The sequence below is a fragment of the Bacillus sp. Marseille-Q1617 genome (assembly GCF_903645295.1).
In the GTDB taxonomy this organism is placed as follows: domain Bacteria; phylum Bacillota; class Bacilli; order Bacillales; family Bacillaceae_B; genus Rossellomorea.
Genome location: NZ_CAHJXM010000002.1, coordinates 972,146 through 985,302, shown reverse-complemented (window position 1 = coordinate 985,302; position 13,157 = coordinate 972,146). Strand labels below are relative to the sequence as shown.

The following is a 13,157-nucleotide window of genomic DNA, read 5'->3' as shown; positions in this document are numbered from 1 at the left end:
ATCCCCCCTAATTATCTAATGAACTACATTCATCACTACATCTGTATATTTCCTTGACCTCGTTTCTGTTTTCGTGAACCCGTAAGACAAGAAGCACCCCAAAGACATCTTTGTACAGGATGCTTTGATTAATTTCACGTTGAAATTCCTGACGTAGGCCAATCTCGTCTCAAACAGTTTCCGGTAGATGCCTCTGCGTCTGTATCCCTCCCGCACATAATCACTTTTAAAGACCGCCTTCCCATGCTTCTCCCTTATATAGCAAGAGACAAAGCCAGCCATTTCTCCATCCACTTTTGCATAAAACCATACAGATCCCGGGACGTCATGAACCCTCATCCCTTCTTTGCGAGCAAGCTTAATGAGCGGCTCCACTTCTTTAAACGTGGATCTTTCAATCGTCATTTTCATAGGAATCCCCCTTCCACCTGACCGGTTGATCCGTTCTCATGTATTAATCTATGTACAAGTCTCTCCGGTGGAGACGGCAGAAGACCATATATTACAGGCATTCTCTCTACAATAGGGGCGAAAAATGACCATATTTGTCTAAACGGGACACTTGTCCATGGCAGAACTGACTCTCCTTGAATTAACTATAGAAAGGAGGCTATGACTACATGCGAAGTACTATTCTTTCTTACAGGAAGCTAGAAGCATTAATAAAGAAGAAGAGCCGGCAAAGTCCATTCCTTTCCCTTTCCTCACTCGGCAAGTCTATTGAAGGGCGGGATGTTTGGTGTGTGACGATTCAAAAACCCATTGATTCAGGGACAGAAATCGTTCAAAACAGGAAACGGTCCCGGCAGTCACAGAAGAAAACCCCCGTCGTCATTACCGCTTCCATTCATGGACATGAAGCCACCGGTTCAATAGCTTTACTGCGCTTTTTGGATAAGATTCAGAAAGAAGCTAAAAGCATACAATGGCTGGATGATTTGGTTGTTCATTGTGTCATTTGCTGTAATCCGGACGGATATGTGCATAAGACCCGCTATAACGCAGAAGGCTTTGATTTAAATCGGGATTTCCTTACACAATCGCAGCCGGAAACACAAAGCATAGTCAATCTGATCGTGAAGGTAAAGCCGGCAGTCGTATTGGACTTGCATGGGTATGTGTGGAAAAGATCCATTCACACTCACCTTGGATTGATCGAACCCTGTACCCCCCCTCACAATCCAGCATATGAATATGATCTGTATCTTAAATGGGCGCTACCTCTTGCTGAGCACATGGAAGCCTTTTTAGTTGCGGAAAGGGACAAGTTTTCCGGTGAAAGATTTAAGTCGATCAAAGGCACGTACATCCCTTATCGCGATGGAAAGAATGGCTGGGATGACTATAGTCCATTTTGCTGTTCGATGTATTCGATGCTGCAAGGGGCCACCGGTCTTACCATCGAATCACCAAGCCGCTCAGAGGACGGCACCACCTGGCTTGTTTTAGCTGTTACAGCTGCTCTTTCCCACATTTCAAAGCACAGAGTAGAGTTGGAAAAAAACCAAACTGCCTTTTTCCGCAGGGGAATCAAGAATCACCATCCCACTCACTCACCGGGACTTTTCCCAAAATACTTCTTGCTGACAGAAAAAAGCGGATTTGAATCAGCTTACAGGAAGTTAATCCTGCATCTGCAGCAAAATGGAATCAAACTATACTCCTCTACAGAAGAATTCAAATACGAAGGACATACATTCCCCTCGGGAACCACCATCGTACCAATGAATCAAGCACGCGCTAATTTGGCTTATTGTTTCCTGTCCCGGGGGGAAGATCTCTCTTCAGGTTCTGAAAGGTTGTCAGAGCTATGCGCCTGGAGCCTTCCATTGAGCTGGGGAGTGAATTGCCATCCTGCAGTTGAGAAGATAATGGCTGGTATGAAGCCTTTCAAATCATTCGAGAATGACGTTCAACCCGTACCTTACCCTGAAAAACCAAATCCAGAAGCCCCTGTTTCAGTCGGGATTTTAATAGACGATGGCCTTTTTCATAAAAAATCTCATTCAGGGCTGAAGCTTGCCCTTCAGCAAATGAAGATTCCTTTTAAGGAATTAAGAGCAAAGGATTTGGCTGTTAAAAAAGCGTTATCCTCCATCGATGTCCTTATTTATAACGGATATGAGCATTTATTTTATCCTCCATCAAACATCAGAAGCATGTACCGTGATTTCGTACTGGACTCCCCTGACCAGCAGGACGCCTGCCGTAAAAATCTTCAGCACTATTTACAAAAGGGCGGAAAAGTAATCGGGATCGGGGCTGGTGCTTCTAAGGCCTTGACCATGATCCTTGAATTGAGTGAGGCGGAGGTTCATTCCGGCGGCTGGAATAAGAATGCATTACTGCAGATCCATTATAAGGATCACGCGATTACGAAGGGATATCTGACTGAAGATACCGGTTTTGTATACCGGCCCGCCTGGTTCACGAATATCGGCAAGATGAATGTGGTCGCTTCATACGGAAAGGGCCAGGATACGTTACTGGCTGGATACTGGCCTGACTACCACCAAGCTCATGGGAAGGCTGCGATCATTACCAATCCAGAAGGAAACCTCATTCTCTTTGGATTAGAGATTTGTTTCAGGGGGCATACCAGTTACTTCTATAGGCTTTTGTGGAATGCCATCCATTCGGAGCCCCGAAAGTGAATGAGCAAAAAAGGGCGGTTTACCCATTACAAGTGTCGTTCCCTAAAAGCGGCTATCGTCATTTACTAGTTAGGAAGAAGGTCATTTTTATATAAATGAAGGAGGTCAGTCAATTGATTCGAATTGGAATGCTGCACCACAGAAAGCATCCTGAAAGTGTCATCAAATCGTACGCTTATGCAGCTGTGGCCAAGGCGGAAGGAACGGAGATGATTTATTTCTCTCCGGGTGGAGTTGACTTTGATACGAAAACAATTTCAGGATTTGAATATAAAGACGGGGAGTGGGTGGAAGGAATCTTCCCGTTCCCACATGTCATCTATAACACAGGAAGCCCTGAAAAGCTGGCTAAATCCAATGATGTCATTGAAAATCTGAAGAAAGACATTCCCTTTACCACTCATTCGATCGGCAATAAAATGGCCGTGTATAAACGATTAATGGAAGCTGGGGAGTTCACCCAATACTTGATCCCCTCGGAGGTTATCAGAGGGACGAATCACTTTTTTTCATTTCTGGAGGCTTATCGGAAAATTGTCTTTAAGCCGGTAAACGGACGGAAAGGTCAATCGATCATTCTTATTGAACGTGTCGGAAATGATTTTAGGCTATTAATTGACACGGATGAGCATCTTTATTCTTATGATGAATTAAAGGAATTTGTTTCCACACATATCGGGGAAGAGGACTTTCTCGTACAGCCCTATATCAATTGCCGGACTAAGGATGGCAGCGTATTTGACTTCCGGCTTCACGTTCAAAAAGACGGTGAAGGAGAATGGGTCATTACTTCCATCTACCCAAGAATCGGTGCCCCGGGAACGATTGTTTCCAATATCAACAGCGGCGGTTCGATGAATTATCTGGTCCCTTTTTTGAAGCAGGAATTTGGGGATGATTATTTTAACATCAAACGTTATTTAGAAAATTTCTCCCTGGCCCTGGCCCGGCATATGGATGAATTACAGGATCAACACTATTCAGAGACAATCGATGAGCTTGGAATCGATGTCGCTTTGGACGACCTGGGGAAAATATGGATCTATGAGGTCAACTGGAGACCCGGATGCCCCCCAACCTTTTATCTTGAATTGGATGTAGTTATTAATACAATCCGATACTGCATCTACTTAGCCAAGCAATCACCAAGTTTACCATGAAAGGAGGATAATTATGAGTATTGATTTCTCCGTTGAAAGACCGATCATTGCTGTAACCGGAAGTTCCGGGAAAACAACTACAAAATCATTCATCGCATCCATTCTCAGAACCCGCTGGATCATTTTCGAATCCAGTGATTATTGGAACCGGACCGACCATACAGAAAAGCACCAGGATGAAATCAATTTCATCCATCGGGCCATTGTACTCGAATATGGGATGGCGTACCCTGGCGTCATCAGTAAGCATTGTAAAATCATTCAGCCTAACATAGGGGCGATCACCAACATCGGCACTGCCCACATCGGCAACTTCAATGGCGATATTAGAGGAATAGCGGCAGCCAAATCAGAGCTTATTAAAGGTATGGATGGGGATGGCCACTTATTCTTGAATGGAGACGATAAACAGTCGAAGCTCCTGCATACAAAGAAATTCACAGGAGTGCTGAAGAAGGTCAGCATCCATACCCCTTCGGATTACCAGGCAAAGAACGTGCGCTACAATGTGGAAGGGATCAGCTTTGACCTTGAGCTGTCGGGTACATCTCATACCTTCTCCATTCCCTATCATGGAGAATTCCACGTATACAATGCCCTCCTGGCCATTGCCATCGCCGACCTGCTCGGCTTTACACCTGAAGAAATCAAACAAGGTTTGAGTGAAGTGAGGAAGCCAAGGCACAGGCTCGATGTCATGCAGCTGAAAAACAACATCACGCTGATTGACGATACGGTACATGCCTTTACGGATGCAATGAAAGGGGCGCTCGACGTACTTTCGAACCTGGAAGGGGAAAAGAAAGTCGCAGTCCTGGGAAGCATGGCAGGCTTTGCAGATAAGCATGAAGAAGTTCACAAAGAAATAGGAAGATATGTTGCTGAGAAGAAGATCGATTACCTCTTTACCTATGGCAATCTTTCTAAAAACATTGGAATCGGTGCCCGGGAAGCGGGAATGAATAAGCAGCGGATCTTTCACTTTAACCGAACCTCTATGGATCAATTAAACGAGAATCTACTCAAAACCATCAAGCCAAACTGGACCATTCTCATCAAAGGAGCCAGCGGGCTGGAGATGGTGGAGACGGTGGAGTATTTTAAGAAGCATCTTGGATGACACCTCGAATGGAAGATCCTCCGTCCCCGATTTGGAAAAACAAAATTGCATACTGGAATCATGTAAATTTAAACGCCTTGTTTTAAGCTGACTAAGCTTGAACAAGGCGTTTTTAATAATTTTGATCATGCTATTATACTTGTACATAAAATGAGGAAGGGAAACGGCGGCCCTCCCTCCTTTCTTATTTAATTTCTGTTGTGATTTTTTCCTTTGGAGACTCTTCAATCCAAAACTGAATTTCCGCAGCCGCCTTCTTTGCATTCATCTCAGCTTCTTTAGCAGTCTTTCCGACAGCGGTGACATATGCGTACCGATGTCCCATCGACAATGGAGGTGTAATCAACGAACCTTTACGCGGCTTGACGTAAACCTCTACTACTCCCTTGGAAGCGAGGGCTTTATTTTTTCCTGTTACTCTCTTAAGGGTCCCCTTTTTTTCCACCGTCACATATTGCATATATACATTCTTTTGAAATTTAGGCTTTAAATCAGGATCTTTTCCCAGTGCCATTTTTAATGTTTCTTCGACCAGATTGATCCCAAAGGCAGCTTTGATCATGTTGTTCATCCCAGCCCCGGAGATACGTGCATTTATTTCAATCAGCTTCCACTGAGTTCCTTTGCGGCGAAGCTCCAGGTGGCAAGCGCCGGACTCGAGCCCATGCTGACTAACGATGTCTTCTATCGCCTTCTTCAGTCCGTCAGAAAAGTTTTTCCCTGCATTCAGCATCAATTTATAGCCCATGACGATAAAGCGCCGATGATAGTGAATATCCTGTTTGATCACCGCCATGATATGAACCTTTCCTTTATGAACCACTACTTCCACCAGGTACTGAGGCTCCGGGAGAAATTCTTCTATTAAAATAGGCTGATTTTCATAACGATTGATCAGCGTCTCATACCTCTTACGATATTCTTCCAGATTCTCTACCTTGTAGACATCTTTTGAACCCGTAGATTGGGGGGATTTCATGATCAGAGGGAACTTATCCTTGATTTCCGGTTCCAGTGCCTTGCTTTCCCTCTTTGTTGCAACCGTCCAGTAAGCGGGAGTTTTTGACGAGTCCTTCATCAGCTCCCGTGATTGAATCTTATTTTGAATATTTTTCATTCCTTCGGTGGAAAAGTGATTTACATTGAATGTATCAGCAAGGACACATGCTGTATAGCTGTGCGGATCCACATAGCTTACGATAGCGGACACTTCGATCCCTTTTAAGATAAGGGCCTTCACTTCTTTTTGCAGTTTATTCATATCACTGAGATCGCATAATTTCATGAAATGAACATCGGGGAATTCCTCCCGTTTCGCAACAAAGTTAGGTCTCTCAGTAAAAAGGATAGTATAATAGCCAAGTCTGTCTGCCGTCTTAATCGCTTCCCTGCTTGAACCTGACTTAGTCGTTTCAATAAAAATGATAGACTTCATTCAAGGTACGCTCCTTCATAATAAAAATTCTCTTTCAACGCTCAAAATGGGTACGAGCAATGTTTTACTTTATAGTTTATTCTGAGCATACACATAGGGTGCAGGCTGATTCATTGACGATTTTGTTAAATATCCTGAATATTCTTCGATGGAAGTTCCTCCATTTATCTGTTTTCACCTTCAACTGCCCATACTTATCCAAAGACAGCTCATATAATGAGTAGAGACGAAAACCAAAGAACTTTCATAAAGGAGCTTTTTTTCTTATGAACGAATACATCATTTTTATAGGTACTCACCGGTCAGGCTCCTCAAGGGACGGAATTGAAGCCGGGAAAAAATTGGGCTATTCCACCATCCTTTTTACTAACAATAGAAGGATTATAAGAGAAAAAGATCTTTTTCCGGAAGTGGATGAAATGGTCGAAGTAGATTTAAAGCAGGAAGAAGCACTAAGGAAAGAAATCACTTCCCTTCAGCAGGCAGGGAAGAAGATAGCATGCATCATCAGTTTTTTCGATGCCCACGTTTCTTTGTCAGCCCGGCTTTCCAATGAATTCTGCGGAACGGATATCACCTTGCAGCCTATAGCTGATTGTATGGATAAGACAGAGCTCAGAATGAAACTGACAGGAAAAGAATATTCACCTGATTTTATAAAAATGGAGCCTCCTTTTTCAACAGATAAGGCAAGAACGATCCCCTATCCTTTCATATTAAAGTCTCCCGTTTCCAATGGATCCAAGGATGTCCTGCTCATTCATGACGAGGAAGAGCTGGCTTGGGGCATAAAGAAATTAAATCGAAAAAAACCTTCCACCATCCTTGTAGAAGAATATTTAGATGGACCGCAATACTTAATCGAGGCAGTGGTCAAAGAAGGTAAACCCGTGATTGCCGTGGTCGTCAAACAGGAAATCAACTATCAGAAACGATTCATTGTCACCGGCTATAGTGTTTCACCGGAAAACCATCAACCTGAATTAGTCAAAAAGGTGGAAGAGATCATCAATGACTTGGGTTTTATTAATGGAAGCTGTCATCTGGAAATGAGGCTGGTAAAGGATCAATGGAAACTCATTGAAATCAACCCCCGCATTTCCGGAGGGGCAATGAATAAGATGATCGAAGAAGCATACGGACTGAGCATAGTGGAAGAAACGTTAAGGGTCTATCTCAGTAAACCCAACACAATTAAACCCAAATGGAAAAAACATATCTACACCTGCTACATGACTGTAAACAAGGTCGGAAAGCTCTTAAAAGTGTCAGGACAGAACAAAGCGGAAGAACATGAAGGCATCATTGAAGTTTATATAAAATCCAAAAAAGGGAAAATACTCCGTCCCCCCACTTCCATGGGGCACAGATACGGGTATGTCATGGCGTACGGAGAATCTGTGCAGGAATCAGAGGAGCGCGCAAAAAATGCCGCTAAAGAGATACGATTTTATCTGGAATCAACTTAAACCGTTATATATGTACTACACCACTTTTCAAGAGCAAAATACACTAATAATAAGAGACAGTTGAAAGGAGGATTTGTGGCGATGATTTGTCATCACAACAGCTGTATATGCGAAACCCTGAATGAATTGCTCCTTGAACAATGTAAATTGGCAACTCAAAAATTCAAGTTCATTTGTGAGTACGACAAGGTGGATACCATTCCTTTTCTTTTATATATGAAAGAAAATAGTGAACCGTTTGAAGCCCACTTACACTCAGGCAGCACCATCTTCTTTAAGATCATCGATATCGAAGAGGACTGTGCGACACTCAGGTTACTGGAGGGAGTGGATATAGACGGATACATGACCGACGATGTCGAAGATATATTTGCCCTTTACAAAACCGACAAATGTATCATCATTGACTGCAACTGCATCCTCGGAATTCAGCCCCTTCCTCCGAAATTAGTCAACCGGAAGCTTCCGGAAGTCAATCACGGGGACGGACAGGGAAGTGGTCCAAGCGGGAATCGGGGCATTGGTCCGGGATATGGTGCGGGATACGATTGGGAGTACGATCCCAAGTAAGGAGCGGAGCTGAATCTGTATAATAGGTTTAGCTCTTTTTTTGTGGGGCGGATTGAAGCCGATTCGGACTTCAGTCCGCCTCACAAGTCTTACTAACCCGTTCGCCATCAAATACAACTTATGATAAAATTGTTATCAGAATTTTCCATTTTATTTCTATTTGAAGTATTGGATTTTCATATAAAAAAACTGGATTACAGAGGGGGAGTGTTGTATATTGGGGTGGTTTTTTGATTTCACATTACAATATTTTCATCTTTTTCTTATTGTTGTTTTGATTATGCTCGTGACACTTGTGATGAGTAAATTTTTCAAAAGAAAACGAACGTTGGTTATGGGGATGACGTTATTCGTTTTGGGAGCTTTTATTATTGTTCATCAATCAACCTATACAACCTTTCCAGATCTTTATGATAAAACACTTAAGGAAGATAGCGTCATTGATGCAATCAAGATCCGAGTGTATGACCCCTCAAATGAGGTATTAGAAACTAATGAAAGTAAAACCATAGAAGAGCAGGATACCATAGAGCGTCTTATGGACGATTTTTCAAAAATAGAGCTTAAAAAAGCAGAGGGTATGCCCCGGGATTTATATAAATATCATGTAGAAATTATTGTGACAAATCAAGTAGGCGAAGATCGTTATCTAACAAAAGTTATTCACGTAAGATTAGATCAAAAATCTCTTGATGACTACAAAATCATCAGTGACACCAATCATCTGAAAACAGTGCAAACTCTCGTAGGCAGCAAAGATGATTCTTAGATATTATCGTTTTCCTGAACCGAGGGTTAACGGAATAACTAAAGGATCACTCAAACTAGGTGTCCTAATTTTTTTAACACCGCATTTAGAATAAAAAAAGAGGTGCTAATCAGTACGGTAATTAGCGCCTCAAAAAGCTATGTTTTTATGTTTTCTCCCTTTCAACCGCTGGTGTCAAATTCTATACACGGGTCAGTCTATTTAACACGAATTTCTCTACCACTTCCGCTACGCCATCTTCCATATTAGAAGCCGCTACATAATCAGCCTTCTCTTTAATATCTTCCGGCGCATTTCCCATCGCGACGCCAAGGCCCGCGAATTCAATCATGGTCTGGTCATTGTAGCTGTCCCCGATGGCGATGACTTCCTCCCTGTGGATCCCTAGAGGTTTGATCAAGTAATCGAGGCTCGCCCCTTTTGTGACGCCAAGCTGAGTGAACTCAAGGAAATATGGCTTTGAGCGCATGACGGACAACTCCCCGTCCAGTTCTGTCTGAAGCTTCTTTTCCACTTCAACAAGCCGCTCTGCTTCTTTCAGCATGAGCACCTTTACGACTGGCCCCTGGACCGCTTCTTTGAAACTCCACACTACTTTCACAGGCAGTCCCGTGAGTCTGCTTTCAATATCAGCATATTCACTTGGCTCTTCCACAAGTATGGCTTCCTCGGAATATGTCAGAATTCCGACTCCTTCTCGTTTACTTAAATCGTATAATCTGTGAGCCGCTTCAGCTGACAATGTGCGGCTGTAAGTTTCATCATTTGTACGGCAGTTGATGATCTTAGAGCCGTTAAAGGATAAGATATAGCTTCCATAATCATCGAGTTTCAGCTCCTTCTCCACCCAGCGCATGCCGTAAGTCGGACGCCCCGATGCAAGGACCACCTTTACTCCTGATTCCTGCGCCTCCATCAATGCCTTCTTCGTACGTTCTGAAATCGTCTGGTCATCACGAAGCAATGTATCATCTAAATCAAGAACAATCATTTTATAACTCATGTATAAAAATCCTTTCATTAATGAAAATTTATTTTCCTACTATAACATCAAATGGATTTTTAATAAAAGGAAAGCTTTGTTAATGGGAGATGGGATGGTGACGGTCATGAGGTAACAGGGGGGGTTTGTGAGGTAAGTATAACGGTTGAATACTTGTGACTTACACGTTCGATAATAAAGTTGGGGATTTGAAAATAATAGTTTAATTATGTTAAAGCAAGGTTCGTATCAATAAAAGAATTAAACACTTCGATAATAAAAAGCTGATTATCGATAATACATCTTTGAGTTCCGATAAAAAAATGTTCAAATTCGATAACAAAGTCCTTGTCGACGCAAAGCATCCATTCCATTTTTAACGTTTTTATCTAAAAAAGAAAAATCTCACTATTTATAAGGGATTTTTATGGGACATTCAGACTTTTTCATTCGCTTCTCCCGAAAAAAGGACCAATCAACATCAAAAAATCGGTAAATCCAAAAAAAACGACCGCCACAAGGGCGGCCTATTTACCAAGGGACCATTTTTTCAAACGAAACTCTGCCTTTTTAGAAGCACTGAACGTAATCCTATCCAGATTCGGAGATGGATAGAAACGGGCGGTAAAGGTTTCTTCCCCGCCATTTAGGAAGATCTCGATTGAAGATGTATCGATGAAAATCTGCATGGAATTTAACTCGTTCAATGTGCACTGACGCTTTTCGATCGTTCCGTCAACATAGCTTTTACGTTCAAGTGTGAAGACCTTGTCGCCTGGATGATATAAAAGTCTCGCACCGTCACTGATCGTGAGGTCCATCCATCCGCCTTCAATACAAATGTCATCAAGCTGCAACTCCAGCGCTTTGCCCCGGACACTTTCCAGCGCTTTGCTTTCTTTTACTAACGTCACGGCATGTTCGACAGCCTCTTCCGCACGCAGATCCGAAAGCTCGTCGACAGGAATCTGCCAGACCTTATCTCCCACCAGCTTCAGTTCACGCGGCAGCGTCATTGTATGAAGCCATTTATAGTCAATCGTCGGGTGATCCTGTTCGTTCTGATCCGGCACACTCATCCAGCCGAAAAGGATTCGCCTACCATGTTCATCAAGTGTTGTCTGCGGTGCATAGAAATCAAAACCGCGATCAAGCTCCTCGAAATCACCATGCTCGAATGCTGGGTTTTCAGGATCAAAGCTTCCTTTTACATACCCTGCCTGATACACATTCCGATACTTCATGCCTTCTGCCTCCAGGCCCTGAGGGGAGAAAATGAGAACGTCCTCTCCGTCAAGCTGGAATAGATCCGGGCATTCAAACATATATCCGAAATCGGCAAGCTTCCCTTTTCCTCCTCCCGTCAGGATGCCGGAATAGGTCCAGCCGGTAAGATTTTCAGATTTTAAAATGGCTACAGCACCTTTTAAATCAGTTGTTTGTGCGCCTACGACCATGAAATACTTCCCGTCCTGCTTCCACACCTTCGGATCCCGGAAATGGGCGGTGAAGGCGTCTGGCAGATGGACGACAGGACCTTTTTTATCAAAATGAACACCGTCTTCTGAAACGGCAAGGCACTGATAGGTCTCCCTGTTTCCTTCGTCACCTTTTACGTTACCCGTGTAGAATGCAAGGATTTTCCCATCATGCTCGATGGCACTGCCCGAGTAGCATCCGTTCTTCTCATACCATTCGGAGGGTGTCAGAGCGATTTCTTCATGGGTCCAGTTCACCAGGTCGCGTGAGGAATAATGCCCCCAGAACTTGGCTCCATGGCCTGTCTTGAACGGCATCCATTGATAATAAAGGTGATAGACACCTCCCGATTGGATGAAACCATTCGGATCGTTTAAAAGCCCTACCGGCGGCATCAAATGATAGTGGAGACGATATGGGTCCCGTTCAACTATCACCTTATGCTTGTTCATTTCATCATACGCTGCCTGCCTCAACTCTTCATCTCTCGTTGTCATCCATTACTCCCCCTTCCTGAGGTGACTGTTCACTTCTTCCAATGTCGGAAGTGCGGTCATCGCTCCTTTTGTGGAAGCTGCAAGTGCGCCTGAAACCGATGCAAACCGGGCCATCTCCACGGCTTCCTCAAGCGTAAGGGAGTCGATGTCTCCTTCAAATTGATGAAGTGAATAGAGGATTCCTGAAACGAATGCATCCCCGGCCCCTGTCGTATCGACCGCCTTCACTTTCATCGCGGGAACATGTTCGTTCGACGTTCCTTTGAACACATAGCTGCCTTCTGCCCCCAGCGTGACAATGATGAGAGGAATTTCGTAATCATGAAGACTTCTCACACCAGCTTCGATGTCTTTTTCACCTGTAATGAATTCAAGCTCTTCTTCTGAAATCTTCAGCACATCCGCCTGCGAAAGCATGCTCTTGATCGTTTCGCGTGCGGTCTCCTCTGAATCCCAAAGCCCGAGACGCAGATTGGGATCGTACGAAACGATCATTCCATTTTGCTTTGCAAGCATGACCGCATAGTGAGTCGCTTCCTTTGCAGGACTGCTGATCATGGAAATCGAACCGAAGTGAAGGATCTTGTGAGACGTGAAATCTTCTTCATCGATATCCTTATTCTCAAGAAAACGATCGGCGCTCGGATCGATGTAGAAGTCGAAGCTGCGCTCGCCGTCTTCCGCGTTTGTAACGAAAACGACTCCCGTACGTACGTCCTTCATCAAGTGCATCTGGTTCGTCCTTACACCGAAGTCAATTAACGTCTGCTTTAGGAACTTCCCCAGTACGTCCTCGCCCACTTTTCCTAGAAAAGTAGATTTCGTCCCTAATCTGGAAAGACCTACGGCCACATTTGCCGGTGCACCTCCGGGACTTTTTTGAAAAGTGGCGTTGTCTTTATCGAGTGGAATAAAATCAATCAGTGCTTCTCCAAGGGAGATGATTCCTTGTTTCATATCCGTTCCTCCTCATTTTTTCTATTATATAAAGAGAATCCTTACCAGCAAAAAACTGGTAAGGA

General features: G+C 43.6%; 11 protein-coding genes. 6 read left to right on the top strand and 5 right to left on the bottom strand.

What is annotated here, in order from left to right; translation table 11 throughout:
- Positions 1-15 precede the first annotated feature (15 nt).
- Entirely contained in the window at positions 16-411 is a 396-nt protein-coding gene (locus tag HWX64_RS16290; protein WP_175990565.1) for a GNAT family N-acetyltransferase, read from the bottom strand.
- 209 nt (positions 412-620) lie between these two features.
- Here HWX64_RS16290 and HWX64_RS16285 point away from each other — a divergent pair, with 209 nt between their 5' ends.
- The 3 genes from HWX64_RS16285 (at position 621) to murF (ending at position 4,934) form a co-directional block, all read left to right on the top strand.
- Positions 621-2,654, top strand: a complete 2,034-nt coding sequence (locus HWX64_RS16285; RefSeq protein WP_175990564.1) for a DUF2817 domain-containing protein — start codon at positions 621-623, stop codon at positions 2,652-2,654.
- 113 nt (positions 2,655-2,767) lie between these two features.
- The gene (locus tag HWX64_RS21990) at positions 2,768-3,814 is read left to right on the top strand and encodes a YheC/YheD family protein (RefSeq protein WP_254871176.1); all 1,047 of its coding nucleotides are present in this window, start codon (positions 2,768-2,770) and stop codon (positions 3,812-3,814) included.
- Positions 3,815-3,827: 13 nt separating this feature from the next.
- On the top strand, positions 3,828-4,934 hold the full coding sequence (murF, locus tag HWX64_RS21985) for a UDP-N-acetylmuramoyl-tripeptide--D-alanyl-D-alanine ligase (protein ID WP_254871175.1): 1,107 nt from the start codon (positions 3,828-3,830) through the stop codon (positions 4,932-4,934).
- Positions 4,935-5,118: 184 nt separating this feature from the next.
- Here the strand turns inward: murF and HWX64_RS16275 are convergent, their stop codons facing one another.
- Positions 5,119-6,369: an ATP-grasp domain-containing protein gene (locus HWX64_RS16275; RefSeq protein WP_175990563.1), complete on the bottom strand. Its 1,251-nt coding sequence runs from the start codon at positions 6,367-6,369 to the stop codon at positions 5,119-5,121.
- A gap of 266 nt (positions 6,370-6,635) precedes the next feature.
- On the opposite strand from HWX64_RS16275, the gene HWX64_RS16270 reads away from it, so the two are divergent.
- From HWX64_RS16270 to HWX64_RS16260, 3 genes are all read left to right on the top strand, one after another.
- Entirely contained in the window at positions 6,636-7,838 is a 1,203-nt protein-coding gene (locus HWX64_RS16270; RefSeq protein ID WP_175990562.1) for an ATP-grasp domain-containing protein, read from the top strand.
- Positions 7,839-7,919: 81 nt separating this feature from the next.
- On the top strand, positions 7,920-8,408 hold the full coding sequence (locus HWX64_RS16265) for a CotY/CotZ family spore coat protein (protein ID WP_254871203.1): 489 nt from the start codon (positions 7,920-7,922) through the stop codon (positions 8,406-8,408).
- A 217-nt stretch (positions 8,409-8,625) separates the two neighbouring features.
- The gene (locus HWX64_RS16260; protein ID WP_175990560.1) at positions 8,626-9,177 is read left to right on the top strand and encodes a hypothetical protein; all 552 of its coding nucleotides are present in this window, start codon (positions 8,626-8,628) and stop codon (positions 9,175-9,177) included.
- 181 nt (positions 9,178-9,358) lie between these two features.
- On the opposite strand, the gene HWX64_RS16255 is transcribed toward HWX64_RS16260, so the two are convergent.
- The 3 genes from HWX64_RS16255 to HWX64_RS16245 form a co-directional block, all read right to left on the bottom strand.
- Entirely contained in the window at positions 9,359-10,180 is an 822-nt protein-coding gene (locus HWX64_RS16255; protein ID WP_175990559.1) for a Cof-type HAD-IIB family hydrolase, read from the bottom strand.
- Between the two features lie 506 nt (positions 10,181-10,686).
- Positions 10,687-12,135: a sucrose-6-phosphate hydrolase gene (locus HWX64_RS16250; protein ID WP_175990558.1), complete on the bottom strand. Its 1,449-nt coding sequence runs from the start codon at positions 12,133-12,135 to the stop codon at positions 10,687-10,689.
- A gap of 3 nt (positions 12,136-12,138) precedes the next feature.
- Positions 12,139-13,092, bottom strand: coding sequence for an aminoimidazole riboside kinase (locus HWX64_RS16245; protein ID WP_175990557.1), 954 nt, complete (start codon positions 13,090-13,092; stop codon positions 12,139-12,141).
- Positions 13,093-13,157 lie beyond the last annotated feature (65 nt).